Consider the following 25,218-nt stretch of genomic DNA (forward strand, 5'->3'; position numbering starts at 1 on the left):
TTGTCGACGTTGACTGAGTGGGCCTATCCCCTGGCTGAGTCCCTGCTCGCTGAGCCGTTGCCACGGCGCTGGAGGCACTGCCTCGGGGTCGCTGAGAGGGCGCGCACCATCGCGCTCATCCTCGATCAGGATGCGGACCTGTTGGAGGCTGCAGCGGTTCTGCATGACATCGGCTACGCGCCGGATCTCGCCAAGACGGGCTTTCATCCCCTGGACGGCGCACGGTATCTCCGGGACGTGGCCGATGCTGACGAGCAGGTCGTCAATCTCGTCGCTCATCACTCGTGCTCATGGCTTGAGGCTGATGCGCGCGGCTTGCGCGCTGAGCTTGACGGCGAGTTTCCCCGTGAAAGCGAACCCTTGAACGATGCGCTCTGCTACTGCGACATGAACACCACCCCGGACGGCATGCCGACCAATCCCGTGGACCGGATCAACGAGATCACCGGGCGCTACGGGCCCGACAGCCTGATCGGCACGTTCATCCGGCGCGCTGAGCCGGAGATCCTCGCGAGCACATCGCGCGTGCTCGAACGCGTCGCCGCCAAGCGTCAGCCGATGTAGGGCGTCGGCCGCGTCCGATCCATGGCGTGCTCGATCCTGAGCCGCATCGTGGGGTGGATGTCGAACGTAGACAGGTCCGCGGGGGTGACCCAGCGGACCTGTGTCGTCTCGTTGCTCGTGCGCACCTCGCCACCGACCGGCCGGGCACGGAAGCAGATGCTGAACTGCTGACGGACTTCACCGTCGTCGTACTGCATCACGTGGCCCGGGTCCGTGTAGATCCCGGACACGTCGACGACTTCGGCCTTGATGCCGGTCTCCTCCCAGACCTCGCGCACCACGGTGTCGCTGATGGACTCCCCCACGTCGTGCCCGCCGCCCGGCAGTGCCCAGCGTCCGTTGTCGGACCGCTGGATCATCAGCACCTCGCCCGCGTCGTTCTGCACGAACGCGACGACGGAGGGCACGACCGAGTTGGCCGGCGGGGCGGCAGGGTCGTGCAGGTAATCGATTCGTCCCATGGTCATGCTCCCGTGATGCTCGCAACGTCGTCGGCTGTGACCTGGCGCGCGTTCCCCCAGGTGTGATCGATGCTATTCGCGTACGTCTCGAACAGTCCGCCGTCCGACAGTCGACGCAGATGCATCACGGGAGCCATGTAGGCGCCGATGCCGTAGACGTGGGGGTTCACCAGCATCTCGTCATCTGCCCGGTAGATCGAGTTGTAGAGCGTCGAATCGTGTAGCCGGAAACCGATCTCCGGGTGGCTCTTCATGAGTGGGCGGTAGAGCACCAGGGCGTTACGAATCTTGCCGTCCATGATCTGGTGCCCCTCATCCAGGCCGCGTTGCCTGACAGCCTCACAGCCAGGGTCCCCGAGCAGGATGCGCACCTGGACGCCGGCCGCCACCTTCGCCTTGAGCAGGTCGTGAAACAGCGGGTCCTCCGACAGAAAAAGACCGGAGTAGACCAGCACGTCGAGATTCCTCTTCGCCCGGCCGTACAGCTCCCGCCAGAGGCCGGACGGCACCGTGTGCCGATGTGGGTAGACGGTAGCGATCTCAGCTTTGGTCAGGTCTGTTGCGGTGTCGACCGTGCGCGCGTCCTCCCACAGCGTCGTCACGTCGACCTTGAGCACTGCGGCGGTCGCGTACTGGTGACGCCGATACGGCACCTTCCCTTGCGTGATCCAGCGTTCGACCGTCTTCGGGTTGACCTCGATCGCTTCGGCCAGGGCCTGAACGGTCATGTTCCGGGCCAACAGGGCTGACCGCAAACGCTCGTTGGACATCTGCACCCCCGGTGGGACGTCTAGGGACTTCTTGACAGTACTCAGACGTCCGCGAGGTGTCCACACACGAGGTACCCAAGTCCCCTGACCTGCGGCGATTCTGATGGTGCGCCAGGAAGTTCCGGCGCAGAACCAAGAAGTTCCGTGCCTCTACTTGACGGAACCTTATGCAGTACCTGTAAAACAGGTACTGCAACAGCGTCCGGAGGAAAGCCCGCAGGGGTCAGTACGAAGGCAACGCCAGTTGCTTGAGAACTCAACAGCGTGCCGACCCAGCCACCTGCACACGGGTGGTCGATGGGTGCGGGTCACCATCCCGACCGCCCATGTCGGGCCGGGTGGCCTGCCCTGATCCGTCTGATGGCGGTGACGGCATTACGTGATTCGACTTTCCACAGCTCATCCGCTGTGGCCGGTTGCCTCCGCTGTTCGTCTCGCACGAGCAGCGCTGAGGGGAGCCGGGATGGCTTCGCCTCCATCAACCGAGAGGGCACCCAATGCCGAAGATCAAGTTCACTGCTTTCGCCACCGACGCCAAGTCCGGCGAGAGGGGCTACGGCTCCGGCGAGACCACGGTCAGTCACTGGATCTCGCGCCACGACTACCCCGAGTCGATCCGTCGCGACCTGGAGCGCCAGGGCTACAAGGACGTCCACGTCGACAACCTCACGACCGAGGGCTGACCGCCTGCGCGGTCCGAAGCATCACACGACACCAATTACGGCGCGCGGCCCCGGTGCTGGAACACCGGGACCGCTATTCGGGCCGTTCCACCCTGTGAGAGGAACCACGACCCAATGAAGACCATCGTCACTGTTCAGGACGTTGTTACCGCGTTCGCCGACTTCATGGAGCCGACGGCTGCGGAGCTGGACGCGATCGAGCAGGAGATGCCCGTCATCCTGGCGGACGTCGACCTGCTGGACGCGCAGATCATCACGCTGGACCGCATCCCGACCGAGCTGGACAACCGGCGCCTGCGCCGGGCCCGCCGCCGGGCGCTGGCCGCGCGTATCGCCCTGGCGGCCAACCGCACCGCCGCCGCGACGGTCCCCGGGGGTGCCGCATGAGCGCCACCACCCGGAGCCTGAAGGACGTGCACGCCGAGGTGAAGGCCGAGATCACGCGGACCGACACCAAGACCGGTCTGCTGCTGGCGTTCGTCGGCGCGGTGCTCGCCGGCGCGTGGACGGTCGCCCGCGACCTGCCCCTGACGCTCCCTGCCTATGTGGCGGGTGGGCTCGGGATGGTGCTGCTGGTCGTGGCGGCCGGTCTGCTGCTGCGCTCGACCCGGCCGAACCTGCGCGGCCGGCACGGCTTCCCGCTGTGGGCCACGCTCACCGCCGAGGAGATCACCGCCGCCGTCGCGACCGACATCGCGGCCGACATCGCCGGACTGTCCCGGCTCGCGGTCGTGAAGTTCACGTGCCTGCGCCGCGCGGTCGACCTGACCTGTGCCGGTGGGGCGCTGCTCATCCTGGCCGCGCTGCTCACGGCGGGGGGTGCGCTGTGAAGGCCGCGAACCTGCTGCGCATCACGCGGGCGAAGACGGTGCTGCCCGCTGTTGCGATGACGGCGGTGTCCATGGTGCTCACCCTTGCCGTGGTCGTGATGTGGCTCGGTGAGGCCATGCCCAAGAGTGTCGCCCTCGTGGTGGGGCTCGGCCTGGATGGCGGTTGGCTGGCCACCCTCGCCTACGAGCGGCGGCTTGCCGCGCAGGGCGACCACAGCACACCGGTGACCGTGGTCGGTTGGGTGTTCGGCGCCGCCGCGACCGGCGTCCTGGTCGCCCACGCGCTCATGGCGGAGAAGGACTCCATTGGGGCCTGGCTCGCCGTGTCCTGGCTGCCCGTGGCGGCGAAAGCGCTGTGGCTGGTCCATGGCCTGTGGGAGCGCACCGCGCTCACTCCGGATGCGCTGGATGCGATCCAGGGCATTCAGCAGGAGGCGCGCGACGAGGCGGCCGTGGCCCGTGCCCGGCTGCGGTCCGACGCTGCCACGGAGGAGACCCGGTTGACGGCCGTGACGCAGGCCGGAGCCCGCGTCGCACGCGTCCAGGCCAAGACTGCTGAGGCGCTCGCTGAGGCGTGGTCGACGCTGGAGAAGGCGCGTGCGGGTGAGGACACGTCCAGGGCGCTGACCAGCGTGACGAGCCGCGTCACGCCCGACGTCACAGCTCGCTGGGAACTGCCCGTCTGGGGTCCCTCGGAGGCGGTTCCCGCGCTGGAGTCGGGGCCTGCTCTGACCGACGAGGCGCTTGACGTTCTGGTCGACGAGATTCGCCGTAGCGAGGTTCCCGCCCTGTCCTACCGGGAGATGGCTGCCCGTTTCCGTACGGCCGGGCACTCCGCTTCTGAGGTCCGGTTGCGGGCCGCGTGGAAGCGCGTGGCGTGATGGAGGCGCTGCCGGTGTTCCGGTGGCGTCTGGCCCCGGACGGCTACGCCACCCGTCGACAGCTCCGGGCGCGCGGTCTGCGCCCCGGCGGCCAGGACGTGGCCGCTCAACTCGAGCGGCCACGCCGCCGCCGAGGGCCGCTGGTCGCCTACCTCTACCGCGTCGAAGACGCCAAGCCGGTACGTCCCATGACGCCGGCGAAGTGGGCGGCCCTGGCCAAGGCCAACACCGCCCGCCGCACCTGCCCCGAATGCGGGCGGGATGCGGGCTACGTCATCCCCACCTCACTCGGCATGTGCGTCACCTGCGCCTACCCCGACGAATCCGCCGCCTGACCTGCGGCAAGTTCCCGAGACGGAGACAGTCTTGAAGACCACGGTGAGTACGCACAAGCTGCCCGGCTACGGCTCCACCCTGCGCACCTCCAAGCGGCTGACCGAGCAGGCCGTCAAGCTCGTGGCCCGCTCCGTGTCCGGCCGCATGCCGGATGTGGAAGTCATCCTGACCAATGAGCGCGGCCTGGCCGAGTTGATGGTCGCCGCTGACATCGCTTTGGCCGGCGCCGTCGACCGCCGCGCCCTCAACCGCGCGATGCGGGAGGCCAAGCGGACCGCACGCGAGGTGCAGGCAGCGGCGATCCCGCGCCCGGACGGCTCGACGCTGATCCTGATCGACGCCGACAAGCACCCCACACCGGCGGACTTCGCGGTGACGCTCGTGCACGAGCTGGTCCACGCCATGCAGTTCAGCCGCAAGGGCGTCCTGGAACGGATCGTGCGCAACACCCGCGCCGAACTCGGCATCGAGCGCCAGTCCCGCCGCCAGGCCCGCGAACACGAGCAGCTGGTCGAGCTGGACGAGAACGAGGCACACAGCCGCGAGTACCTCGCCGACAAGCTCGTCCCCGGCGCCCGCGCCGCCTGACACCGCCCGCCCCCACATTCCTCGCGGCGGGATGGCCTCTTTCCTGCCACGGACCAGGCCACCCCGCCGCCTCCCTCAACTCCCGCCCCGCATCGGGGCAGTCAGGAGAACCCTCAGCATGTCCGACAACGTCGTACACCTCCACAAGGACCCCGAACCCGCCGCTCAGGACGCCTCCGTGACCACGCTCACCGTCGTGTCGGACGCTCCCACCCCGGCCCCGGTGCCGCTGTGGGTGCGATCCGGGCGGGCCGTGAAGCGGTTCGCCACTGACGAAAAGACCACGACCACCGTCCGTGCGGTGGCCCGCCACGGGATGTACACGTTCAACGGGGGCCGGATCGTGGCCCGCCGTACCTGGGACGGCCGCACCGGCTCCCGCTACGAACGCATGATCCGCGCCGCTGAAGCCGCGGGAAACCACGAGCTGGCCGAAGAGTGGGAAGAGCGTCTCCAGCGCTTCCGCGATGCCCGGCACCGCCGCCGCATGGACCTGCTCACCTCGCCCGTCGACGTGGCCAAGGGCGCCGCCATCGGCACCGGGATGAGCATCGGCACCCTGGTCGCCCTCGGCATCGTGATGGCCCTCAACACCAAGGACGTCGCCGACGTCATCACCCCGCTGACTGCGGTGATCGAGTTCATCGGCCTGCTCATCACCATCGTCCAGGTCGTCTGGCCCTACGCCGTCACCCTCGGCCCGCTGTTCGCCCTGCTCGCGCTGTGGTCGGTGGGCCGCAAGCAGCAGGCCGCACCGAACTGGGCGTTGCCCGACAACGTCCGCAACGGAGAGGGGGAGCCGATCACGCCGTCCATCGTCGTCAAGGCCCTGCGCGACCTCGGGGTGCCCGCCCTCGCGCGAGCCATCAAGGAGATGGGCGACGCCGGCGCCTCCATGCTCGGCCCGATCCGGATCGCCGGATGTGGAGTCGAGGTCGACGTCACCCTGCCCTCGGGGGTGTCGACGGTGGAGGTGCAGCAGCGGCGGCGCAAGCTGGCAGAGAACCTCACCCGGCACGAGCACGAGGTGTTCATCACCATCCCCCAGGCCGCACGCACGGTCCGCCTGTGGGTCGCCGACTCGGGGGCGCTGGATGAGCCGATCGGCCCGTCTCCGCTGGTCACCGACGAGACGATGACCGCCGACTACGCCAAGGGCCGCGCTCCCTGGGGCCAGGACCTGCGAGGCGATGCCGCCGCGCTGAGCCTGTATCAGCGCCACCTGCTCATCACCGGCCTGTCCAACCAGGGCAAGACCGTCGCACTCCGGTCGCTCGCGCTGTGGCTGTCGCTGGACAAGTCGGTGCAGTTCCTCATGGGCGACCTCAAGGGCGTGGGCGACTGGGCCATGTTCGACGGCTTGGCCACCACCCTGATCCAGGGACCGACCGATGAGCACGTCATCCAGGTCACGGAGATGGTTGAGGGCGCGGTGGACGAGATGAACCGCCGCATCCAGGCGCCGCCCGGAACGACGTTCCCGCCGCTGATCGTGCTGGTCGACGAGGCGCAGGTGGCGTTCATGTGCCCGGCCAAGGACGAGGACAAGCGCCCCTATGGCGGCGCCAAGGCCAACTCCCGCTATTTCATGGCCGTCCGGAAGATCCACAACCAGGGCCGTGCGGTCAACGTGCTGATGTGGCAGGGCACTCAGGACCCGACGAACGAGAACCTGCCCAAGCTGGTCCGGGAAGGTGCCCACACCCGGGCCTCCCTCGCGCTGGGCACCGAGTCACAGGCCCGCATGGCCCTGGGAGACAAGGCCGTCGACGGCGGAGCGGCGCCCAACCTGCTGCGTCCGGGCCTGGACCGGGGAACGCTCGTTGTCGCATCCGACGGCATCGCCATCCCGGCCGGACAGTCGTCCATCACCGTGCGCACGCACTACATCGACGACGACGGAGCTGAGGCCATCACCGACCGGGCCAAGGCGATCCGTGACGGCGTTACCACCCTGCACGCCATCGAGCGGGGCGAGGAGCGTGACTCGCTCGCCGACATCGCGAGCGTGCTCGGGGAGTCCTCGCGGGTGCGGACGAAGGATGTGCTCACCCGTCTGGCGAACCTGAACCAGGACGCCTACGGCGGCTGGTCGTTCATCGACCTCAAGCGCGTCCTGGACGACGCCGGCGCCGAGCCGTACAAGTCCGACGGCGTCATGGTCGTCGCCCGCGACCGCGTCGCCCGCGCCCTCGCCAACCGCGACGGAGACGGTTCCGCTTCCGCCGCCGAATGACAGGGAGCCGACCTCGTCCGGGTCAGGGAGGCAGGGAGAACTCCCTACCCCCCTCCCTGACCCGCCTCCCTGGCCCTGACCTGCACAAATGATCAGCCAGGGAGGCAGGGAGGCATCGCAGGCCAGACCCCTGAAACACCCTCCACACGGCACCCCGAAGGGGGTGTCTCAGCCTCCCTGACCAACTGCCGGAAGGGATTCCGCATGTACCCCGAACACCCCGGCCACGCGCCCGTAGAGAGGGCCGTGGAAGTCCACCAGCCCACCCCCATCACCCCCGCCGCCGTGACGCCGGCGCCGCTCTTTCCCGTCCAGCCCGGCCACGTCCCGGCCGTGGCGAGCGTGGTCCTGCCCGACGGCCGCGTGGTCACCGGCTACGCCATCGAACCCGCCAAGCCCGAACCGACCGCGCCCAAGCCGCCGATCTCCCGCGCGGCGGTGAACGTCGCCCTCGGGGGCGTCGGGTTCCTCGCGGTGTGCGGCGGCCTGCTGCTGCTCACCACGTTCATCACGGCGCTGACCGCCCTGGTCACGCAGCTCATCACCCTCGCCGCTGTCATCTTCGGCGGCTGGATCGCTGTGCAGGTCTTCAGCGCAAACGGCTCGGGTGGCAACACCTTCAACATCCGCAAGGCCGTGTTCAAGCGCAACCACTTCAACGGCTGACAGGAGCCCACGTGTTCGAGATCCGCGTCATCTGCGACCCCGCCGACTCCGACCGCGTCACCACCGCGCTGACCACCGCTTTCACCACCGGCGCCGTGCGCCGGCGCCGGCGCCGGAGCCGCGACGGTGAGAGCACCCGCCTCTACCTCACCGCCGACCACCGCCCCGACCCGGCGGACTGGCCCACCCCCGAGCAGGCCTACGCCAAGGCCCCGAGCATCGTCAGCGAGATCGGCTGGACCGCGCGCACCATCGCCACGGCCGAGTGCTTCACCGAGTTGGACCGGGACTTCTACCTGCGCAAGGCCGCCCTGCTGGACCGCATCGCGCTCATGGAGGAACCCCAGGATCTCTTCAGCGAAGCCACCGAGACCGCCCACGGGGCGGCCGTCTCCCTGCTCGACAGGGACCAGCCGGGCGTGATCTGCGACCCGCGCGCCTACGTCCGCCAGCAGTACGCCCTGATGACCGTCGACGACCAGTAGCTACGCCAAGGGCGGCCCCCGTCTCACGCCAATGAATCCGGGGCCGCCCTTGTCCACCTGCCACTGACTGACCTGTGGAGGTCTCCCAGCATGACCCAACCGACCCCCATCCGGCGAGCACCCGGCCACAAGCCCCGCCTGCTGGACACCGCTATCTCACTGGCCGCAAACGGCATCCCGCCCCTGCCCTTGCGGGCGGGGAAGCTGCCGTTCGGCAACTGCCCCGACTGCACCGGCAACGCGTGCGGCGGACGGCCCAACATGAAGAGCGCCGGTCCCTGCCGCTGCCCCGGCGTCTGCCACGCGTGGGCCGCCGCCACCACCGACCCCCACACCCTCGCCTCCACCCCGTGGGTGGCCGCGTGGCGCCAGGCCGCCGCCATCGCCTACCACCCCGGCGGCGCCGGACTGACCGTGCTCGACCTCGACAACACCGCCGCTGTGCAGTGGGCCCGCGCCACGCTGCCCGCCACACGCACCGTGCCGACCACGCGCGGCGAACACTGGATCTACCAGGGCGCCATGCGGTCTGCCAACGCGGTCCGGCCCGGAGTCGACGTCAAGTCGCACATGGCCTACGCCCGTTGGCTGGGCCACGGCACCGGCCGCATGACCGCACTGCCGCAGGCCGTGCGCGCCCTGGCCATGCGGGAAGACACCACCCCCGCCCGCGCAGGAGTGGTGTCTTCCTCCCCCGCCCCGTGGGACCGGAGCGTTGCCACCGGGTGCCGGCACACCGAGCGGTTCGTGCGCACCGGCCTGGAACGCGGCCTGACCCTCGTACGGGCCCGGACCGAATCCGGCGCCGGATCACAAGCGTTCGGCACGGCAAGGTTCCTCGCCATCCAACACACCGCCTGCCCCGGCCCCTGCGCCCTGGAAGCCCTCGGCGAGGAGATCGTGGCCGCCGCCGTCTCCGTCGGCGTCCCCGAGCCCTACGCCCGCCGCGCGGTCGCCAACGGCCTTCAGGCGCCCTCAGGGCGGGTGGCATGAACAAACCAACACAGATCCCTGTAAACAGCCCTCAGGGCGCCGTGCAGGGCCTGCCACGGCCGTGCGTGGGCGAACCGATGGTCGTCGCCCGCAAGGGCGTCCTTTCTGCCCTTCGCTCTGACCCGCAGCAGGGAGACGGCCGTTACCCCGTCGCGTGGCTGCACATCAGCGCCCCGCACGGTGCCACCCCCAGCGCCACATCACGGTGCGAGTGCGGCTGGCACCGGCGCGCGTTCGGCCGCAAGCGCGTCCTGGCCCTGATCGACGACCACACCGACCACCGCGAGCACTGCCCGCTGCGCGACCCCCAGGAAGGGAGGAACACGGCATGACCACCACCCAGACCGAGGAACTGCCGCCGCCGTCCAACCCCCTGGCCGTCGCCCGCCGCATCCTGCCCGACTGGCAGAGGGATGGACGGCTGATCGTGCGGCGCTGGCGTGGCTCGTGGATGCGCTGGAACGGCACCTGCTGGCGCGAGATGGACGATGCCCAGGTTCGCAAGGGCATGTACGAACGCCTCGAGCACGCCGTCTACCAGGCCCCCGGCAAGGACGGCGAGACCGAGGAACGCGACTGGTCACCGACCAAACCGAAGATCAGTAACCTGCTCGACGCCATGAGCGCCATCACGCTCCTGCCCACAGAAACCGACGCCCCCGCCTGGATCGACGAGCAGGGCGCCACCGGGCAGGACTACGGACCCATGGTGGCCTGTGAGAACGGGTTGCTGCGCATCGCCGACCGGGCGCTTCTGCCGCACACACCGGAGTTCTTCAACCACGTCTCCGTGCCCTTCCCCTACGACCCCGACGCCACCGCACCGACCTGGGAGGGGTTCCTGGCGCAACTCTGGCCCGACGACCCCGCCTCCATCACCGCGCTACAGGAGTGGTTCGGCTACGTCATCTCCGGCCGCACCGACCAACAGAAGATCCTTCTCATGGTCGGCCCCTCACGCTCCGGCAAAGGCACCATCGCCCGCGTACTGAAATCACTGGTCGGAAAGGAGAACCTGGCCGGGCCCACCCTGGCCGGACTCGGCACGAACTTCGGCCTGTCCACCCTGGTCGGCAAGCCCCTAGCGGTCATCTCCGACGCCCGCCTGTCCGGCAACGACAACAGCCAAGTCGTAGAGCGGCTGTTGACCATCTCCGGTGAAGACACCATCGACGTCGACCGCAAGTACCGCGAGCAGTGGACCGGCAAGCTGCCCACCCGGCTGATGATCCTGTCCAACGAACTGCCGCACTTTGGCGACTCCTCCGGCGTCATCGCCAACCGGTTCATCCTCCTCAGCACCCGCCTGTCCTGGCTGGGCAAGGAAGACCCCACCCTCACAGACCGGCTCATCGCCGAGATGCCCGGCATCATCAACTGGGCCCTTGAAGGACTCGCCCGCCTGGAACGCGCCGGCCGCATCACCGAACCCGCCTCCAGCCGCGAAGCGATCACCACCATGCGCGACACCGCATCCCCCACCAGCGCCTTCATCCGCGAGCGCTGCACCACCGGTCCGACGTGCAGCGTGCCCGTGGACACGTTGTGGAGCGTCTGGCGCGACTGGGCCGAGGACAACAACGTCAAGCCCGGCACCAAGCAGGTCTTCGGCCGCAACCTGCTCTCCGTCGTCCCCCAGCTCAACCGCACGAGGCCCCGCGACGCCTACGGCCAGCAGGTGGCCACCTACACCGGGATCACCCTCAACCAGTCCGAACCACATCCGCCTGAGTCGTGACTCATCGCGACTCAAGCCCCCGCCAACCCGCTCTGAGTCGCGATGAGTCACGACTCAAAGCAATGTGACTCCAACCCACGGAGGACGCAGTGACCCCGCCCCGCCTCCTTGAGGAGACCGACCCCCGCGCCATCCTCCGGGGCGGCCTCCCCGACCGGTACCTCAACCCCGACGACATCGCCGAGATCTTCGACGTGCCCAAAGAGACGGTCTACCAGTGGCGTAAGAAGCGCGTCGGGCCGCCCGGCTTCCGTATCGGCAAGTACGTCCGGTACGACCCCGCCGACGTGCACGCCTACGTCTCCAGCCGCAAGGACACCGACATCAACGCCGCATAACGCGGCGGGCACCGCACCGCACAACTCCCCGGGGAGGGCCACGCCGTGGCCCTCCCCGGCCCATCTCTCAGAAGGGGGCTACGCCCATATGGCAGGCCACATCCAAGACCGATGGTTCAAGACCGCCACCGGCCCTGGTGGCAAGTCCGTCAAGGTCAAGACCGACCGCCACGGAACGGGCCTCCGGTACCGCGCCCGGTACGTCGGCCCGGACGGCACTGAGAAGAGCAAGTCTTTCCGTGACAAGGAACTGCGACTCGCCAAGCAGTGGCTCGTGCAGATCGAAGCGGACATGTCGCGCGGTCAGTACGTCGACCCGCGCACCGCACGGACCACGTTCCGGCAGTACGCGGAACGCTGGGTCAACACGCATACGGGCGAGATCAACAGCCGCGAGGCTGCGGAACGTCGCCTCCGGCTGCATGCCTATCCCCACATCGGCTCGCGCCCGCTCGGCTCGTTCAAGCCGGAGCACATCCGCACCTGGATCGCCGACCTGGAAACCACCGTGCCGGCGGAGTCGCACCGCCGCATCATCGTTGGCACTGTCTCCGCAGCACTGAGCGCGGCCGTCGACGACGGGCTACTCAGCAAGAACCCCTGCCGCGCCCGCACGGTGCAACTCCCGAAGCCGGGCAAGCCGCGTGTCGTCCCCTGGACGGCCGCGCAGGTCTTCGGCGTACGGGCCGCCCTCCCCAGGCGCTACCAGGCCGCCGTAGACGTTGGCGCGGGCTGCGGACTGCGACAGGGCGAAATCTTCGGCCTGGCCGTCGAGGAACTCGACTACGAGGGCGGTTGGCTGACCGTCGGCCACCAGCTCAAGCGCATCCGCGGCAAGTACGTCTTCGCCCTACCGAAGGGCGGCAAGGTCCGGGACGTGCCGCTGCCGAAGGCCGTGGCGGCCGCTCTCGGAGGCCACTCGAAGGAGTTCGAGCCGATCGACGTGACGCTTCCGTGGCGTACGCCTAACGGCCCGCTCGTGACGAAGCGGCTCATCTTCAGCGGCCCCGAGGGCAACCACGTCCGCGTCAGCAACTTCAACGACCACCACTGGAAGCCCTCCTTGGCCGCCGCAGGCATCATCCCGGCGCGGCAGCCGGGCACGCGGTACGCATCGGCCCCCGAACACGGCATGCACGCCCTCAGGCACTTCTACGCGTCCGTTCTCCTGGACGCGGGCGAGAACATCCGGGCCCTGAGTCAGTACCTCGGTCACGCCGATCCAGGGTTCACGCTCCGGACTTACACGCACCTGATGCCGAGCAGTGAGGGGCGAACGCGGAACGCTGTGGACAGCCTCTATGTCGTCTCCGCCCCCACGCCGGCGCGATCCGTAGCAGCTTAGATTTCCGATCGGATCACTACGTAAGGAGGGAGCGGCAGCCTGATCAACAGACTGTCTGACATCGAGCCACCAGGCCGAGAGAATGCTTGGATGGATCAGGGGATTGCTGGCGTGATCGCTGGGATAGCTGGGCTCTTAGGGGCTGGCGTCGGTGGACTCGCCACCGCTTACGGTGCACGGATTGGTGCACAGAAGACGATCGAAGCTGCCCAGACTCAGGTGGCTCAGCAGTCAGCAGCACAGCATCGGCAATGGGTACGGGAGCAACGCAGGCAAGCATGCTTCGCCTTGGTTGATGCGTTCGGAACCTTCGCGCGGGTGGCTGTGGACTGCGCGACCGCTGTGGAGAACGAGCAGGCCCTTCCTGAGGGACATCGGGAGGAGTTGATGGACCATACAGAACAGTTGGTGATCGAGGGGGCCCACATGCAGCTCTGGGGGCCCGCTCAGCTAGTGGCAGCCATCGACGACATGTCGGGCGAAGTCATTGAATTTCTCGCCCTAATGACGCGCTGGGAGAGGATCCGACGAACGGGTGAGAGTCCGGCCACCCTCCAGCACCAGGAGGCATGCGAGGACCGATGGACTGCCGTCAAGGAGGCCCGTGATGCCTTCATGTTGGCGTCACAGGCCGCGCTCACGCATGACTGATGGCCGTCTCGCCGTCCATTGCCATGTCGCCCATCCATGATCACGGCCCCTAGGCGGCCCCAGGGGCATGACACGGCCCAAGGCAGCCGTAACCGCCCTGGTCAGGCTCCTGCGTTGTCCAAACGCGCGAACTTCATCTACTTCTGGCCCCTGTACACGGGCACCGCCATCCCCATCGAGGACTGGCGGTCGCGGATGTGGCTGGATACCTGGGTCTGACCTACGTTTCGGTCAAGATTCGACACACCCGTCCCGGTGGTAACCGCTTCCCCCCTAGAGTGCACCCGGGATCGAGCTTTCTGAACGCGTTCAAAGGAGCGTGTGGAGGCTCAACGGGGAGGGGACGGCCCAATGGCCAAGGGGGTCAAGGTCGCTGTCATAGGCGGCGTGTTCGCGGTGATGGTGGGCGGGGCCGGCTACGGCGCCTTCAACATCGTGAGCGCGCTGACCGGCGACGGGGGCACGAGCGGGGTGGCCGCGGAGGAGAAGTCGGGGCCGCCCGGCAAGGACGAGGTCGAGGAGACCAGCGCCAAGTTCTTCGCGGCCTGGGAGAAGGGCGAGGCCGCGCGGGCCGCGGGGTACACGAACAACGACGCGGCCGCGGAGCAGTTGCTGACCGCCTTCGGGGACGACGCGCACATCACGGACGTGAAGATCACGCCCGGCACGGCGAACGGCACCACCGTGCCGTACACGGTGAAGGCGAAGGTGGCCTACGACGGGAAGTCCGAGCCGATCGGCTACCAGAGCAAACTGAAGGTCGTGCGCGGGCTCACCACCGGGCGGGCGCTGGTCGACTGGCAGCCCGCTGTCGTCCACCCCGAGCTGAAGAAGGACGACACGCTCGTCACGGAGAAGTCGGCCAACCCGCCGATCGAGGCCGTCGGCCGTGACGGCACCGAGCTGACGAAGGAGAAGTACCCCTCCCTCGGCCCCGTCCTGGACGCCTTGCGCGCCAAGTACGGCAAGGAGGCCGGCGGCACCCCCGGCATCGAGCTGGTGATCCGGCACGCCGGCGAGGGAGTCGCCGACACCCCGCTGCTGACCCTCGCCAAGGGCAAGCCGGGCAAGCTGACGACCACGATCAGCCCGGGCGCGCAGGCGGCGGCCGAGAAGGCGGTCAAGCGGTTCGCCCAGTCGTCGGTGGTGGCCGTCAAGCCCAGCAGCGGCGAGGTCCTGGCGGTGGCCAACAACCGTACGGACGGCTTCAACGCGGCCTTCGAGGGACAGGCCGCGCCCGGCTCCACCATGAAGATCCTGACGGCCGCGATGCTCATCGACAACGGCGTGACCTCGATGAACGGCCCGGCGCCCTGTCCGGACACCGCCGTGTGGCAGGGGCAGACCTTCAAGAACCTCACCGACATGAAGCCCAACGAGGACGCGACGCTGGCCAACAGCTTCATGCGGTCCTGCAACACCGCCTTCATCAAGCTCATCGACGAGAAGCCGCTCACGGACGCCTCGCTGACACAGGAGGCCGAGCAGCGCTTCGGGCTCGGGCAGGACAACTGGAAGACCGGCATCGTCTCCTTCGACGGCAGCGTCCCCGCGGTCGGCGGACCGGACCGGGCGGCCGGCGCCATCGGGCAGGGCCAGGTCCAGATGAGCCCGCTGAACATGGCCTCGGTGACCGCGACCGCGATCACCGGCAGCTTCCGCCAGCCCTACCTGGTCCCGCCGGAGCTGGACGGCCGGCAGCTCGCGCGGGCCGAGGGCCTGCGGGCGAGCACCGCCGCCCAGCTGAAGCAGATGATGCGGCTCACCGCCACGCAGGGCACCGCCATGGAGGCCATGCGGGGACTGGGCGGCGACATCGGCGCCAAGACCGGTTCCGCCGAGGTCGACGGCAACGCCAAGTCCAACAGCTGGTTCACCGGTTTCCGGGGTGACATCGCGGCGGCGGCCATGACCGAGGAGGGCGGTCACGGCGGCGACGCGGCCGGGCCGATTGTCGCAGCCGTGCTACGAACGGGTGGCTGATCTCACCCGCGCAGGACGGGACTCTAGGGTGGTGGGCGTCGTTGGGACAGCTGAGGGCAACGGGGACCCTGGGGATTCGCGGAGGAACGGACAAGCAGTGGGCAACAGAAGGCGCGTCGCCGAGCGACGGAAGACCAGACCCGCCGTGATCGGCGGGGTGATCGCCGTGGTCGTCGGTGGCGCCGGGTTCGGCGCCTACGCGCTGTTCGGCGGCGGCGCGGCCGCCGACGACGGGAGCCGGGCATCATCGGACGAGAAGCCCAAGGTGAAGACCGGGCCGCTGTCGGCGGCCGAGGTCACCACCACCGCCCGTGCCTTCCTCACCGCCTGGCAGTCCGGGAAGGTTCCGCAGGCCGCCGCGGCCACCGACGAAGCGGCCGCGGCGACGTCCCTGCTCACCGGCTACACCAAGGACGCCCGCGTCAAGGAAGTCACCCTCACCCCGGGCAAGCCCACCGGTGACAAGGTGCCGTTCTCCGTCAAGGGCACGGTGGCGTACAAGAACACCGAGAAGCCGCTGGCGTACGAGAGCGCGCTCACCGTCGTCCGCCGCACCAGCGACGGAAAGCCGCTGGTGGACTGGCACTCGGCGGTCGTCCACCCGGATCTCAAGGACGGCGACAAGCTGGTCACCGGCGAGGCGGGCACGCCCCCGGTCAAGGCGCTCGACCGGGACGGCGGCGAGCTGACCAAGCAGAAGTACGCCTCCCTCGGCCCGGTGCTGGACGGGCTGCGCGAGAAGTACGGCAAGGAGGCCGGCGGCAAGGCCGGTATCGAGCTGCGGGTCGTGCGCGGCAAGTCCGCCAAGTCGGACGACCTCTCCGACAAGACCCTGCTGGAGCTGAGCAAGGGCACGCCCGGCACGGTGAAGACCACGCTGGACCCCGCCCTCCAGGCGGCGGCCGAGAAGCAGGTCGCGAAGAAGGCCAAGTCGTCGGTGGCCGTCATGCGGGCCTCGACCGGCGAGATCCTGGCCGCCGCCAACGCCTCGCCCGGCTTCAACACCGCCTTCCAGGGCTCGCTCGCGCCCGGCTCCACGATGAAGGTCATCACCGCCTCGCTACTGCTGGACAAGGGCCTGGCCTCGGCGGACAAGAAGCACCCGTGCCCGAAGTACTTCACGTACGGGCACTGGAAGTTCCAGAACGACGACAAGTTCGAGATCAAGAACGGCACGTTCAAGGCGAGCTTCGCCCGCTCCTGCAACACCGCCTTCATCAGCCAGGCGCCGAAGCTCAAGGACGACGACCTGACCAAGCAGGCCCAGCAGGTCTTCGGCCTGGGGATGAACAACTGGGCGATCGGTGTGCCGTCCTTCGACGGCGCCGTGCCGGTGCAGTCGGCGGCCCAGATGGGGGCCTCGCTGATCGGGCAGGGCGGGGTCCGGATGAACCCGCTGAACATGGCGTCGGTGTCGGCGACGGTCAAGGCCGGCACCTTCCACCAGCCGTACCTGGTCTCCCCGGACGTGGACGGGCGCAAGCTCGCCAAGGCCTCGCGCACGATGCCGGCGGGCACGCTCTCCCAGCTGCGTGAGCTGATGTCGTACACGGCCGCCTACGGCACGGCCGCGGAGGCGATGTCCGGGGTCGGCGGCGATGTCGGTGCGAAGACCGGGTCGGCCGAGGTCGACGGGCAGAAGAAGCCGAACGGCTGGTTCACCGCCTACCGCGGTGATCTGGCGGCCGCGGGCGTCGTCCAGCAGGGCGGCCACGGCGGCGAGACGGCCGGGCCGATCGTGGCGGCGCTGCTGAAGATGGGGAGCTGACCCGGAAGGTCAGTGGATGACCGGTTCCGCGGCGGCCATGTACGTCCGCCGCAGGAACCGCAGCAGCGCCTGCCGTTCGAACTGCACCACCAGCACGCCCTCCGGGGAGTGGAACTCGACCACGGCCTGCACCCGGCCGCACGGCCACACCCGCACCTCACCGCTGCCCGCGGGGGCCCGCAGTCCTTCCTCCAGGAGGTCACGGCCGAAGGTCCACTCGCGCGCCCCGGCACCCGGCAGCTTGATGCCCACCGCACGGGGATCGCGATCCGGGTCGTACCGCAGAGTGACCGGAACCGCCTCCAGTTCATCGATCAACGGGACGGCCGCGTCCGTGACGATATGGGCTCGCGCGTACTGCTCGACTACGGACATCGGACGGCCCCTTCACCGTGGGCAACCTGAGTGGAAACTGTGCGTCCACTTCCTCTCCAATGTCGCATATTTTCCGGATTGCGCCCTTGGGGCCGGACATATCGCGGGTGAGATAAGACAAGCGTCACGCTCTTGCAAAGCGTTCGCATCAAGCCACATCATCGAATCGTGCATGTACCTGACGGATTCATCGACGCCCCCACCTCCGCCGCCACCGGTGTGATCGCCGCGGGCGCCATCGCCGTGAGCCTGCGCGGAGCGCGGCGCGAACTCGACGAGCGCACCGCCCCGCTGGCCGGCCTCGTCGCGGCGTTCATCTTCGCGGTGCAGATGCTCAACTTCCCCGTCGCGGCCGGGACCAGCGGCCATCTACTGGGGGGCGCGCTCGCCGCGATCCTCGTGGGCCCCTACACAGGGGTCCTGTGCGTCTCCGTCGTCCTGCTGATGCAGGGCCTGCTCTTCGCGGACGGCGGCCTGACCGCGCTCGGCGTGAACATCACCAACATGGCGATCGTCACGACGGTCGTCGCCTACGCCCTCTTCCGCGGCCTGGCGAAGGTGCTCCCCCGCTCCCGCCGGTCGATCACCGCGGCCTCCTTCGTCGCCGCCCTCGTCTCCGTCCCGGCCGCCGCTCTCGCCTTCACGCTCATGTACGCGATCGGCGGCACCACCGACGTGTCGATCGGCAAGGTCGCCACCGCCATGATCGGCGTGCACCTGCTGATCGGCATCGGTGAGGCCGCGATCACCGCGCTGACCGTCGGCGCGGTCCTCGCCGTGCGCCCGGACCTGGTGTACGGGGCCCGCGGCCTCACCCCGAAGCTCAAGCTGCGGGTGAACGGCGAACTGGTCGACGCGCCCGGCGCCGAGCCCGAGCCCGCCCCCGTGGCCGCCCGGACCTCCCACCGCAGGGTGTGGGCCGCGGGCCTGGTCGCCTCCCTCCTGCTGGCCGGATTCGTCAGCTTCTACGCCTCCGCCGATCCGGACGGCCTGGAGAAGGTCGCCACCGACCACGGCATCGACAAGAAGGCCGAGGAACACGCCGCGGCCGACTCCCCGCTCGCCGACTACGGCGTCAAGGACGTCGACGACGCCCGCCTGTCCGGGGGGCTGGCGGGCGTCATCGGCGTGGGTGTCACGGTCGGCGCGGGCAGCGCGGTCTTCTGGGCCGTACGCCGGCGCCGTTCGGACGACACCTCCCCGTCGAACACGTCGGACATGCCGGACGCGACGAGCAGCACGGGCGTCTGACATGGCTGCGGGTCACGCGCACAAGCTCTACCGGCACGGGCACTCACCCGTGCACGCCCTGCCGCCGCACACCAAGCTCGCCGCCGTGTTCGCCTTCGTGCTGGTCGTGGTGGCGACGCCGCGCGAGGCGATGTGGGCGTTCGGGGGGTACGCCGTACTGCTGGGCGTCGTCGCGTACGTCGCGCGCGTGCCCGCAGGGTTCCTGCTCAGGCGGCTGCTGATCGAGGTGCCGTTCGTCGCGTTCGCGGTGCTCATGCCGTTCGTGGCGGAGGGCGAGCGGGTCGACGTCCTGGGGATGTCCCTGAGCGTCAACGGCCTGTGGGGCGCCTGGAACGTGCTCGCCAAGGGCACGCTCGGCGTCGCAGCGTCCGTGCTCCTCGCCGCCACCACCGACCTGCGCGAACTGCTCCTCGGCCTGCAACGCCTCAAACTCCCGCCGCTTCTCGTGCAGATCGCGTCCTTCATGATCCGCTACGGCGACGTCATCGCGGACGAGATGCGGCGCATGCGGATCGCCCGGGAGTCCCGCGGCTTCGAGGCGAAGGGCGTCCGGCACTGGGGCGTGCTCGCCAAGTCCGCCGGGGCGCTGTTCATCCGCTCCTACGAACGCGGCGAGCGCGTGCACCTGGCCATGGTCAGCCGGGGCTACGCCGGTGCCATGCCGGTCATCGACGAGGTGACCGCGTCCCGGACGCAGTGGTCGTACGCCCTGGCCCTCCCGGGCGCGGCCCTCGTCGTCTGTCTGCTGGGATGGTCCCTGTGACTGATGTGACCCCTTCGCTCGACGTGGCCGGACTGGCCTTCGCCTATCCCGACGGCCACCAGGCCCTCTTCGGCGTCGACTTCTCGATCGCGCGCGGTGAGCGGGTCGCGCTGCTCGGGCCGAACGGCGCCGGCAAGACGACCCTCGTGCTGCACCTCAACGGCATCCTGACCGGCGGCGCCGGCACGGTGCGGGTCGCCGGGCTGCCCGTGGACAAGCGGCACATGGCCGAGATCCGGCGCCGGGTCGGCATCGTCTTCCAGGATCCGGACGACCAGCTCTTCATGCCGACCGTCCGGGAGGACGTGGCGTTCGGGCCGGCGGCGGCCGGACTGAAGGGGCCGGAGCTCGAGGAGCGCGTGGACCGGGCCCTGGAGCGGGTCGGCATGGCGGAGTTCAAGGACCGCCCGCCGCACCACCTCTCCTTCGGGCAGCGCCGCCGGGTGGCCGTGGCGACCGTCCTGGCCATGGAGCCGGAGATCCTCGTCCTCGACGAGCCCTCCTCCAACCTCGACCCCGCCTCCCGCCGCGAACTGGCCGACATCCTGCGCTCGCTGGACGTGACGGTCCTGATGGTCACGCACGACCTCCCCTACGCCCTGGAGCTGTGCCCGCGCTCCCTGGTCCTCAGCGAGGGCGTGATCGCCGCGGACGGCCCGACCGGCGAACTGCTCTCCGACGAGGAGCTGATGCGCGCCCACCGGCTGGAGCTGCCGTTCGGCTTCGATCCGCGTTCCGTGCCGGCCGCTCCGGCCCGTCCGTGACAATGGGCGCGTGACGAACGAGGAGATCGAGGGTTCACTGCTGCTGGACGAGCAACTGTGCTTCGCGCTGTACGCCGCCCAGCGCGCGGTGACGGCCGCGTACCGCCCGCTCCTCGACGAACTCGGCCTCACCTATCCCCAGTACCTCGTGCTGCTGGTCCTCTGGGAGCGCGGCGAGACCACGGTCAAGGAACTGGCCACGGCCCTGCGCCTCGACTACGGCACGGTCTCGCCGCTGCTGAAGCGGCTGGAGGCGGCGGGTCTGCTGCGGCGTGAGCGGTCGGCGCGGGACGAGCGGTCGGTGCTCGTGGCGGTGACCGGGCGCGGCGAGGAACTCCGGGAGCGCGCGACCTGCGTGCCCGGCGCGCTGCTCGCGGCGACGGGCCTCGGCGGCACGGAGATCGCGCGGCTCCGCGAGGAGCTGTGGCACCTGGCCGAGAAGGCGGAATCGGCGGCGGACCGGGCCCGCTGATCGCGGGTTACCCCGGGTTGCAACCCCCTGGTGGCGCGGGCCGGTTACTGGCCAGTACCTTGTGCACGATGTGTTTGTGCGCACTTGTTTCCGGGGGAGGACAGCATGACTGACGGCCCCGCCGTCGACACCCGCCCGACGAAGATCATGTACGTCGCGGAGGCCACCGCCCACGGCGGCCGTGAGGGCTACGTCACCAGCCAGGACGGTCAGATCGACCTCAAGGTCGCGATGCCCCCGCAGCTCGGCGGCGACGGCAACGGCACCAACCCGGAACAGCTCTTCGCGGCCGGCTACAGCTCCTGCTTCCACAACGCCCTGATCCTGGTCGGCAACCGCGAGGGCTACGACCTGGCCGGCTCCACGGTCGCCGCGAAGGTCGGCATCGGCCCCAACGCGCAGCACGGCTACGGCCTCGCGGTCGCCCTGAGCGTCTCCCTCCCGGTCGTCGACCCCGACCTCGCGACCAAGCTGGTGGACGCGGCCCACGAGATCTGCCCGTACTCGAACGCGACCCGCGGGAACATCGACGTGACGATCCTGCTTGGCTAAGGGGGAGCACCGCAGGAGCGCAGCAAGATGAGGAGTACGGACGTGGACGTGAACGGCACAGTCGCCGAGGGCTTCGAGCCGGTCAGGGAAGCGTTCGTACGGAACTTCGAGACGCTCGGGGAGCGGGGCGCGTCGGTCGCCGTCTACCGGCAGGGGCAGCAGGTCGTCGACCTGTGGGCCGGCACGAAGGACATCGACGGCACGACCCCCTGGGAGCACGGCACCGCCCAGGTCGTGCGCTCGGCGACGAAGGGCACAGCCGCCGCCGTACTGCTCCTGCTGCACCAGCGCGGACAGCTGGACCTGGACGCGCCGGTGGGCCACTACTGGCCGGAGTTCAAGGCGCGGGGCAAGGAGCGGGTGCTGGTCCGGCACGTCCTGAACCACCGGGCCGGCCTGCCGGTCCTCGACCACCCCCTCACCCCCGAGCAGGCCCTCGACCCGCTGCGGGGCCCCGCGGCGGTCGCCGCCCAGGCCCCCGAGTGGGAGCCCGGCACCGACCACGGCTACCACGCGCTCACCTACGGCTGGATGCTCGACGAACTCGTGCGGCGCGTGACCGGGCAGGGCGCGGGCGAGTGGCTCGCGGCACAGATCACCGGCCCGCTGGGCCTGGACCTCTGGCTCGGCCTGCCCGAGTCGGAGGCCCACCGGGTGGGACGCGCGGGCCGCGTCGAGGGCCCCGAGCCGACCGGGGGCCTGCGCGCCCGCCCGAAGCGCTCGGTCACCGAGGCCTACGAGGACCCGGCCTCCCTCACCCGCCGGGCCTTCGCGGCGATCACGCCGTTCCCGGAACAGAACGACCCGGCCTACCGCGCGGCGGCCCTGCCCGCGACCAACGCCATCGCGACGGCGGACGGACTGGCCCGCTTCTACGCGACGCTGATCGGCGACACGGCCGGTGCCTCACGCCTCTTCACGCCGGAGACGGTCGAACTGGCCCGGGCCGAGGAGTCGGCGGGCCCCGACCGCGTCCTGGTGGTCGGCACCCGCTTCGGCCTCGGCTACATGCTGCACGGCAGCGCCTCGCCCTTCCTGACCCCGGGCTCCTTCGGCCACCCGGGCCGCGGCGGCGCCCTGGGCTTCGCGGACCCGGAGTCCGGGATCGCCTTCGGCTACGTCACGAACGGCTTCCGCAAGACGGTGACGGCGGATCCGCGGGCGCAGGGGCTGGTGCGGGCGGTACGGCAGGCCCTGGGGCTCTGAGGCCCCCGATCAGCCGCTCTAGACATGGATCGGGTGGGAGATCCGCCCGGACGCCTGGTCGATCTCCTCGTGCGCTTTGGTCAGTAGCCGCATGGCGAGTTCGTTGAGCGCCCGGGCCCCGGCGATCTCCTCTCCGACCCTGGGCTGATTGGTGTCGGACCGGTGCCGGTTGGCTGCACCGTGCGCCCGTACCTCGGTGCCGTCGGGCAGCCGCACCAGCGCGACCGCGCGCGTGTGCTGGTCGTCCTCCATGAACTCCATCTCGACGTGCCATCCCGCTCGGGTGTGCATCATGACGATCACCTCCGGAAGACCTAGTTCCAGGGTGCTCCTCGCACCGGCCGTACGCACCCGTCCCGACGCGCCTATCCGGCGTGCAGCATCAACCCGATCCCGACGACGAGCAGCCCGGCCGCCGCGATCCTCGGCACCCCGAACCGCTCCTTGAAGAACACGGCGCCGATCGCCGCGCCCACGATGATCGACGACTCGCGCAGGGCCGCGATGGGCGCGAGCTCGGCCTTCGTCTGGGCCCACAGGACGAGGGCGTAGGCGGCGACGGAGAGGGCGGCCCCGATGAGCCCGGTCACGGCGAACGGCCGCAGCAGGGCGACGGTCCGCCCACGCCAGCGGCTCACGGCGTACACGGGGATGACCGCCCCTTGCACGGCCATCAGCCAGGCGATGTACCCGAGCGAGGACCCCGACGCACGTACGCCCAGCCCGTCCACGACGGTGTACACGGCGATCGTCAGCCCGGTCGCCAGGGCTGCCCCGATCGCCGCCCAGTCGGGCCGGCGCCCGCGCAGCCCCCACAGGGCGACGCCGGTCAGCCCCGCGCACGACAGGGCGATACCGGCGGCGGCCCACCCGTCGGGCACCTCGTGTGCCAAGAGCGCCGCGAGCAGGGTCACGACGAGGGGCGCGGTGCCGCGCGCGATGGGATAGGCCTGCCCGAAGTCACCCAGCCGGAAGGACTTCATCAGCAGCGCGTAGTAGGCGATGTGAATGGCGGCGGACAGGAGCAGATACGGCCACGCCCCGGCCGCCGGGAACGCCACGAACGGCGCGAGCGCCAGCCCGATGACCAGCCCGCCGCCCGAGATCAGCGCGAACCCGGCGAGCTTGTCCGTGATCTTGTGCGCGAGGGCGTTCCAGCTGGCGTGGGTCACGGCGGCGAGCAGAACCGCGGCCGTGACCAGCGGCGTCACGAGACGCTCTCGCGCACGTCCACCAGAGTCGCGCCGGCGTGGGCGACGAGGTCGCGGGGCGTCATGGGGAACACGGTGTACGGCGTCCCGGCCGCCGCCCACACGGTCTCGTGCGCGAGCAGGGACCGGTCGGCGAGCACGCGCGTCTTCGTCCGGTGCCCGAAGGGCGGCACCCCACCGATGGCATAGCCGGTCGTCTCCCGCACGACATCGACCTTGGCCCGGGTGACCTTGTCCGCGCCGAGCTCCTTCCGCACCAGCTCGAGGTCGACCCGGGAGGCCCCGTCCATGAGCACCAGCACGGGCACCCCGTCCGCCGCGAAGATCAGCGACTTGCAGATCTGGCTCAGCTCACACCCGAGAGCGGCGGCGGCTTCGGCTGCGGTACGGGTGGCTTCCGGAAAACGCCGGATGAGCGGAACGACCTCGTCGAGCCCGAGCTCCCGCAGGGCCTGGGCGAAAAGGGGATGTGCTCCGGAGTTCTCGGCGTCAGTGGCGGCTGTCGTCGTCATGGGGGCACGCTAGCGGTCCGTGTATCAGGCACGCGAGGGGGACTCAGCTGACCTCGCGCCGCCTAGCCCGGGTCCGCCTTCGTACGGAGGATCTCGCGCGCCTGTTCCGCCGCGCGGGCCGTGCTCTCGCTGACGAAGTCGAGGAAGCGGGCGATGTTCTCGAGGCGGGTGGCGACCGGGGTGCCGGGGCCGAGGACGCCGACGCCCTGGCGTGCGATCTCGACGATCTGGGCGATGGACCGGGCGCTGGCCATCATCGACTGGTACCAGATGTCGTCGTCGACGATGTAGCGCTCACGGCGGCGTTCGTCGCGTTCCCGGCGGAGGAGGCCCTGGCTGTCGAGGAACGCGACCGCCTTGGAGATGGACGCCGGGCTGACCTGGAGGCGCTGGACCAGTTCGGACGCCGTGAGGCTGCCGGTGTCGCTGAGGGTGAGGCAGGCCATCACCCGGGCCGGCATCGTGGTCATGCCCGAGCCCATGAGGACGGTGGTGAACACCTCCTCGTACTCCCGCACGGCCTCGGCGTCGCGCCCGTGTGCCTGCGGGGGCGCCTCGGCCGCCCGGGGCGTGGTCTGCCGGCGCCGGTGGGCGCGGTGCTCGGTGGCGCGGTGGGCCAGGTCGGCGCGGTAGGCGGTGGGACCGCCGTTGCGCATGACCTCGCGCGTGATGGTCGAGGTCGGGCGGTCGACGCGTCGGGCGATCTCCGCGTAGGCGAGGCCGTCGGCCAGTCCCAGCGCGATCTGCTGACGTTCCTGCTGGGTGAGCCTGCCTCCCGGCATCGCGATCTCCTTCG

The 25,218-nt window shown here is 69.9% G+C and carries 31 protein-coding genes; 24 read left to right on the top strand and 7 right to left on the bottom strand.

What is annotated here, in order from left to right; translation table 11 throughout:
* Positions 1 to 564, top strand: coding sequence for an HD domain-containing protein (locus OHU35_RS17490; RefSeq protein ID WP_405505880.1), 564 nt, complete (start codon positions 1 to 3; stop codon positions 562 to 564).
* Here OHU35_RS17490 and OHU35_RS17495 read toward each other — a convergent pair.
* Entirely contained in the window at positions 552 to 1,025 is a 474-nt protein-coding gene (locus tag OHU35_RS17495) for an NUDIX domain-containing protein (RefSeq protein WP_405505881.1), read from the bottom strand. The genes OHU35_RS17490 and OHU35_RS17495 overlap by 13 nt on opposite strands.
* Positions 1,026 to 1,027: 2 nt before the next feature.
* Positions 1,028 to 1,795 (bottom strand): XRE family transcriptional regulator, encoded by a 768-nt coding sequence (locus tag OHU35_RS17500; protein ID WP_405505882.1) that lies wholly within the window; start codon positions 1,793 to 1,795, stop codon positions 1,028 to 1,030.
* Between the two features lie 497 nt (positions 1,796 to 2,292).
* Between OHU35_RS17500 and OHU35_RS17505 the strand changes: the two genes are divergently transcribed.
* The 17 genes from OHU35_RS17505 to OHU35_RS17585 all read left to right on the top strand — a co-directional run bounded on the left by OHU35_RS17505 (position 2,293) and on the right by OHU35_RS17585 (position 17,316).
* Positions 2,293 to 2,478 carry a hypothetical protein gene (locus OHU35_RS17505; protein ID WP_405505883.1) on the top strand — a complete coding sequence of 62 codons (186 nt, stop codon included), beginning with the start codon at positions 2,293 to 2,295 and terminating at the stop codon, positions 2,476 to 2,478.
* Positions 2,479 to 2,592: 114 nt separating this feature from the next.
* Positions 2,593 to 2,865: a DUF6284 family protein gene (locus tag OHU35_RS17510; protein WP_405505885.1), complete on the top strand. Its 273-nt coding sequence runs from the start codon at positions 2,593 to 2,595 to the stop codon at positions 2,863 to 2,865.
* Positions 2,862 to 3,308: a Pycsar system effector family protein gene (locus tag OHU35_RS17515; RefSeq protein WP_405505886.1), complete on the top strand. Its 447-nt coding sequence runs from the start codon at positions 2,862 to 2,864 to the stop codon at positions 3,306 to 3,308. The genes OHU35_RS17510 and OHU35_RS17515 overlap by 4 nt, the downstream gene beginning before the upstream one ends.
* A gap of 56 nt (positions 3,309 to 3,364) precedes the next feature.
* Positions 3,365 to 4,189 carry a protein spdB gene (locus OHU35_RS17520; protein ID WP_405509254.1) on the top strand — a complete coding sequence of 275 codons (825 nt, stop codon included), beginning with the start codon at positions 3,365 to 3,367 and terminating at the stop codon, positions 4,187 to 4,189.
* A complete protein-coding gene (locus OHU35_RS17525; RefSeq protein WP_405509255.1) occupies positions 4,189 to 4,524 on the top strand; it encodes an RRQRL motif-containing zinc-binding protein in 336 nt (111 codons plus the stop codon). Before OHU35_RS17520 ends, OHU35_RS17525 begins: the two co-directional genes overlap by 1 nt.
* 31 nt (positions 4,525 to 4,555) lie before the next feature.
* Entirely contained in the window at positions 4,556 to 5,113 is a 558-nt protein-coding gene (locus OHU35_RS17530; RefSeq protein ID WP_405505887.1) for a hypothetical protein, read from the top strand.
* Positions 5,114 to 5,231: 118 nt separating this feature from the next.
* A complete protein-coding gene (locus OHU35_RS17535; protein ID WP_405505889.1) occupies positions 5,232 to 7,349 on the top strand; it encodes an FtsK/SpoIIIE domain-containing protein in 2,118 nt (705 codons plus the stop codon).
* A gap of 204 nt (positions 7,350 to 7,553) precedes the next feature.
* Positions 7,554 to 8,015 (top strand): hypothetical protein, encoded by a 462-nt coding sequence (locus OHU35_RS17540; protein WP_405505890.1) that lies wholly within the window; start codon positions 7,554 to 7,556, stop codon positions 8,013 to 8,015.
* Between the two features lie 11 nt (positions 8,016 to 8,026).
* Entirely contained in the window at positions 8,027 to 8,500 is a 474-nt protein-coding gene (locus OHU35_RS17545; RefSeq protein ID WP_405505892.1) for a hypothetical protein, read from the top strand.
* A gap of 90 nt (positions 8,501 to 8,590) precedes the next feature.
* Positions 8,591 to 9,493 (top strand): DNA primase, encoded by a 903-nt coding sequence (locus OHU35_RS17550; RefSeq protein ID WP_405505893.1) that lies wholly within the window; start codon positions 8,591 to 8,593, stop codon positions 9,491 to 9,493.
* A 65-nt stretch (positions 9,494 to 9,558) separates the two neighbouring features.
* Positions 9,559 to 9,825, top strand: a complete 267-nt coding sequence (locus tag OHU35_RS17555; protein WP_405505895.1) for a hypothetical protein — start codon at positions 9,559 to 9,561, stop codon at positions 9,823 to 9,825.
* Positions 9,822 to 11,231 carry a phage/plasmid primase, P4 family gene (locus OHU35_RS17560; protein WP_405505897.1) on the top strand — a complete coding sequence of 470 codons (1,410 nt, stop codon included), beginning with the start codon at positions 9,822 to 9,824 and terminating at the stop codon, positions 11,229 to 11,231. The genes OHU35_RS17555 and OHU35_RS17560 overlap by 4 nt, the downstream gene beginning before the upstream one ends.
* A gap of 89 nt (positions 11,232 to 11,320) precedes the next feature.
* Entirely contained in the window at positions 11,321 to 11,569 is a 249-nt protein-coding gene (locus tag OHU35_RS17565) for a helix-turn-helix transcriptional regulator (RefSeq protein WP_405505899.1), read from the top strand.
* A gap of 88 nt (positions 11,570 to 11,657) precedes the next feature.
* Entirely contained in the window at positions 11,658 to 12,914 is a 1,257-nt protein-coding gene (locus tag OHU35_RS17570; protein WP_405505901.1) for a tyrosine-type recombinase/integrase, read from the top strand.
* A 90-nt stretch (positions 12,915 to 13,004) separates the two neighbouring features.
* The gene (locus OHU35_RS17575) at positions 13,005 to 13,565 is read left to right on the top strand and encodes a hypothetical protein (RefSeq protein WP_405505902.1); all 561 of its coding nucleotides are present in this window, start codon (positions 13,005 to 13,007) and stop codon (positions 13,563 to 13,565) included.
* Between the two features lie 351 nt (positions 13,566 to 13,916).
* Positions 13,917 to 15,548 carry a penicillin-binding transpeptidase domain-containing protein gene (locus OHU35_RS17580; protein ID WP_189726822.1) on the top strand — a complete coding sequence of 544 codons (1,632 nt, stop codon included), beginning with the start codon at positions 13,917 to 13,919 and terminating at the stop codon, positions 15,546 to 15,548.
* A 97-nt stretch (positions 15,549 to 15,645) separates the two neighbouring features.
* The gene (locus tag OHU35_RS17585; RefSeq protein WP_189726823.1) at positions 15,646 to 17,316 is read left to right on the top strand and encodes a penicillin-binding transpeptidase domain-containing protein; all 1,671 of its coding nucleotides are present in this window, start codon (positions 15,646 to 15,648) and stop codon (positions 17,314 to 17,316) included.
* Between the two features lie 9 nt (positions 17,317 to 17,325).
* Here OHU35_RS17585 and OHU35_RS17590 read toward each other — a convergent pair whose 3' ends face one another.
* Entirely contained in the window at positions 17,326 to 17,691 is a 366-nt protein-coding gene (locus tag OHU35_RS17590; RefSeq protein ID WP_189726824.1) for an SsgA family sporulation/cell division regulator, read from the bottom strand.
* Between the two features lie 168 nt (positions 17,692 to 17,859).
* On the opposite strand from OHU35_RS17590, the gene OHU35_RS17595 reads away from it, so the two are divergent.
* The 6 genes from OHU35_RS17595 (at position 17,860) to OHU35_RS17620 (ending at position 22,699) form a co-directional block, all read left to right on the top strand.
* Positions 17,860 to 18,942, top strand: a complete 1,083-nt coding sequence (locus tag OHU35_RS17595) for an energy-coupling factor ABC transporter permease (RefSeq protein WP_405505905.1) — start codon at positions 17,860 to 17,862, stop codon at positions 18,940 to 18,942.
* 1 nt (position 18,943) lies between these two features.
* Positions 18,944 to 19,705, top strand: coding sequence for a cobalt ECF transporter T component CbiQ (gene cbiQ, locus OHU35_RS17600; RefSeq protein WP_405505907.1), 762 nt, complete (start codon positions 18,944 to 18,946; stop codon positions 19,703 to 19,705).
* Entirely contained in the window at positions 19,693 to 20,469 is a 777-nt protein-coding gene (locus OHU35_RS17605) for an energy-coupling factor ABC transporter ATP-binding protein (protein ID WP_189726827.1), read from the top strand. The genes cbiQ and OHU35_RS17605 overlap by 13 nt, the downstream gene beginning before the upstream one ends.
* Before the next feature lie 10 nt (positions 20,470 to 20,479).
* The gene (locus OHU35_RS17610; RefSeq protein WP_359893671.1) at positions 20,480 to 20,941 is read left to right on the top strand and encodes a MarR family transcriptional regulator; all 462 of its coding nucleotides are present in this window, start codon (positions 20,480 to 20,482) and stop codon (positions 20,939 to 20,941) included.
* Positions 20,942 to 21,046: 105 nt separating this feature from the next.
* On the top strand, positions 21,047 to 21,493 hold the full coding sequence (locus OHU35_RS17615; RefSeq protein WP_189726829.1) for an organic hydroperoxide resistance protein: 447 nt from the start codon (positions 21,047 to 21,049) through the stop codon (positions 21,491 to 21,493).
* Between the two features lie 42 nt (positions 21,494 to 21,535).
* Positions 21,536 to 22,699, top strand: coding sequence for a serine hydrolase domain-containing protein (locus OHU35_RS17620; RefSeq protein ID WP_405509257.1), 1,164 nt, complete (start codon positions 21,536 to 21,538; stop codon positions 22,697 to 22,699).
* Positions 22,700 to 22,717: 18 nt separating this feature from the next.
* Here OHU35_RS17620 and OHU35_RS17625 read toward each other — a convergent pair whose 3' ends face one another.
* The 4 genes from OHU35_RS17625 to OHU35_RS17640 all read right to left on the bottom strand — a co-directional run bounded on the left by OHU35_RS17625 (position 22,718) and on the right by OHU35_RS17640 (position 25,204).
* Entirely contained in the window at positions 22,718 to 22,993 is a 276-nt protein-coding gene (locus OHU35_RS17625) for a DUF1876 domain-containing protein (RefSeq protein ID WP_189726830.1), read from the bottom strand.
* Between the two features lie 71 nt (positions 22,994 to 23,064).
* Complete coding sequence (locus tag OHU35_RS17630; protein WP_405505910.1) at positions 23,065 to 23,910, bottom strand: EamA family transporter; 846 nt, start codon at positions 23,908 to 23,910, stop codon at positions 23,065 to 23,067.
* Entirely contained in the window at positions 23,907 to 24,422 is a 516-nt protein-coding gene (locus OHU35_RS17635) for a YbaK/EbsC family protein (protein ID WP_405505911.1), read from the bottom strand. The genes OHU35_RS17630 and OHU35_RS17635 overlap by 4 nt, the downstream gene beginning before the upstream one ends.
* 62 nt (positions 24,423 to 24,484) lie before the next feature.
* Entirely contained in the window at positions 24,485 to 25,204 is a 720-nt protein-coding gene (locus tag OHU35_RS17640; RefSeq protein WP_189726833.1) for a helix-turn-helix domain-containing protein, read from the bottom strand.
* Positions 25,205 to 25,218 lie beyond the last annotated feature (14 nt).

Origin of the sequence: Streptomyces purpurascens (assembly GCF_045040895.1) — a bacterium.
Taxonomy (GTDB): domain Bacteria; phylum Actinomycetota; class Actinomycetes; order Streptomycetales; family Streptomycetaceae; genus Streptomyces; species Streptomyces purpurascens.

Excerpts from the sequence above, each read along its gene's own strand:
- OHU35_RS17640 (WP_189726833.1), bottom strand. The coding sequence starts at position 25,204 with ATGCCGGGAGGCAGGCTCACCCAGCAGGAACGTCAGCAGATCGCGCTG.
- OHU35_RS17505 (WP_405505883.1), top strand. The coding sequence starts at position 2,293 with ATGCCGAAGATCAAGTTCACTGCTTTCGCCACCGACGCCAAGTCCGGC.
- OHU35_RS17550 (WP_405505893.1), top strand. The coding sequence starts at position 8,591 with ATGACCCAACCGACCCCCATCCGGCGAGCACCCGGCCACAAGCCCCGC.
- cbiQ (WP_405505907.1), top strand. The coding sequence starts at position 18,944 with ATGGCTGCGGGTCACGCGCACAAGCTCTACCGGCACGGGCACTCACCC.
- OHU35_RS17495 (WP_405505881.1), bottom strand. The coding sequence starts at position 1,025 with ATGGGACGAATCGATTACCTGCACGACCCTGCCGCCCCGCCGGCCAAC.
- OHU35_RS17525 (WP_405509255.1), top strand. The coding sequence starts at position 4,189 with ATGGAGGCGCTGCCGGTGTTCCGGTGGCGTCTGGCCCCGGACGGCTAC.
- OHU35_RS17560 (WP_405505897.1), top strand. The coding sequence starts at position 9,822 with ATGACCACCACCCAGACCGAGGAACTGCCGCCGCCGTCCAACCCCCTG.
- OHU35_RS17570 (WP_405505901.1), top strand. The coding sequence starts at position 11,658 with ATGGCAGGCCACATCCAAGACCGATGGTTCAAGACCGCCACCGGCCCT.
- OHU35_RS17605 (WP_189726827.1), top strand. The coding sequence starts at position 19,693 with ATGGTCCCTGTGACTGATGTGACCCCTTCGCTCGACGTGGCCGGACTG.
- OHU35_RS17625 (WP_189726830.1), bottom strand. The coding sequence starts at position 22,993 with ATGATGCACACCCGAGCGGGATGGCACGTCGAGATGGAGTTCATGGAG.
- OHU35_RS17590 (WP_189726824.1), bottom strand. The coding sequence starts at position 17,691 with ATGTCCGTAGTCGAGCAGTACGCGCGAGCCCATATCGTCACGGACGCG.
- OHU35_RS17510 (WP_405505885.1), top strand. The coding sequence starts at position 2,593 with ATGAAGACCATCGTCACTGTTCAGGACGTTGTTACCGCGTTCGCCGAC.
- OHU35_RS17635 (WP_405505911.1), bottom strand. The coding sequence starts at position 24,422 with ATGACGACGACAGCCGCCACTGACGCCGAGAACTCCGGAGCACATCCC.
- OHU35_RS17500 (WP_405505882.1), bottom strand. The coding sequence starts at position 1,795 with ATGTCCAACGAGCGTTTGCGGTCAGCCCTGTTGGCCCGGAACATGACC.
- OHU35_RS17615 (WP_189726829.1), top strand. The coding sequence starts at position 21,047 with ATGACTGACGGCCCCGCCGTCGACACCCGCCCGACGAAGATCATGTAC.
- OHU35_RS17540 (WP_405505890.1), top strand. The coding sequence starts at position 7,554 with ATGTACCCCGAACACCCCGGCCACGCGCCCGTAGAGAGGGCCGTGGAA.
- OHU35_RS17580 (WP_189726822.1), top strand. The coding sequence starts at position 13,917 with ATGGCCAAGGGGGTCAAGGTCGCTGTCATAGGCGGCGTGTTCGCGGTG.
- OHU35_RS17515 (WP_405505886.1), top strand. The coding sequence starts at position 2,862 with ATGAGCGCCACCACCCGGAGCCTGAAGGACGTGCACGCCGAGGTGAAG.
- OHU35_RS17575 (WP_405505902.1), top strand. The coding sequence starts at position 13,005 with ATGGATCAGGGGATTGCTGGCGTGATCGCTGGGATAGCTGGGCTCTTA.
- OHU35_RS17535 (WP_405505889.1), top strand. The coding sequence starts at position 5,232 with ATGTCCGACAACGTCGTACACCTCCACAAGGACCCCGAACCCGCCGCT.
- OHU35_RS17520 (WP_405509254.1), top strand. The coding sequence starts at position 3,365 with ATGACGGCGGTGTCCATGGTGCTCACCCTTGCCGTGGTCGTGATGTGG.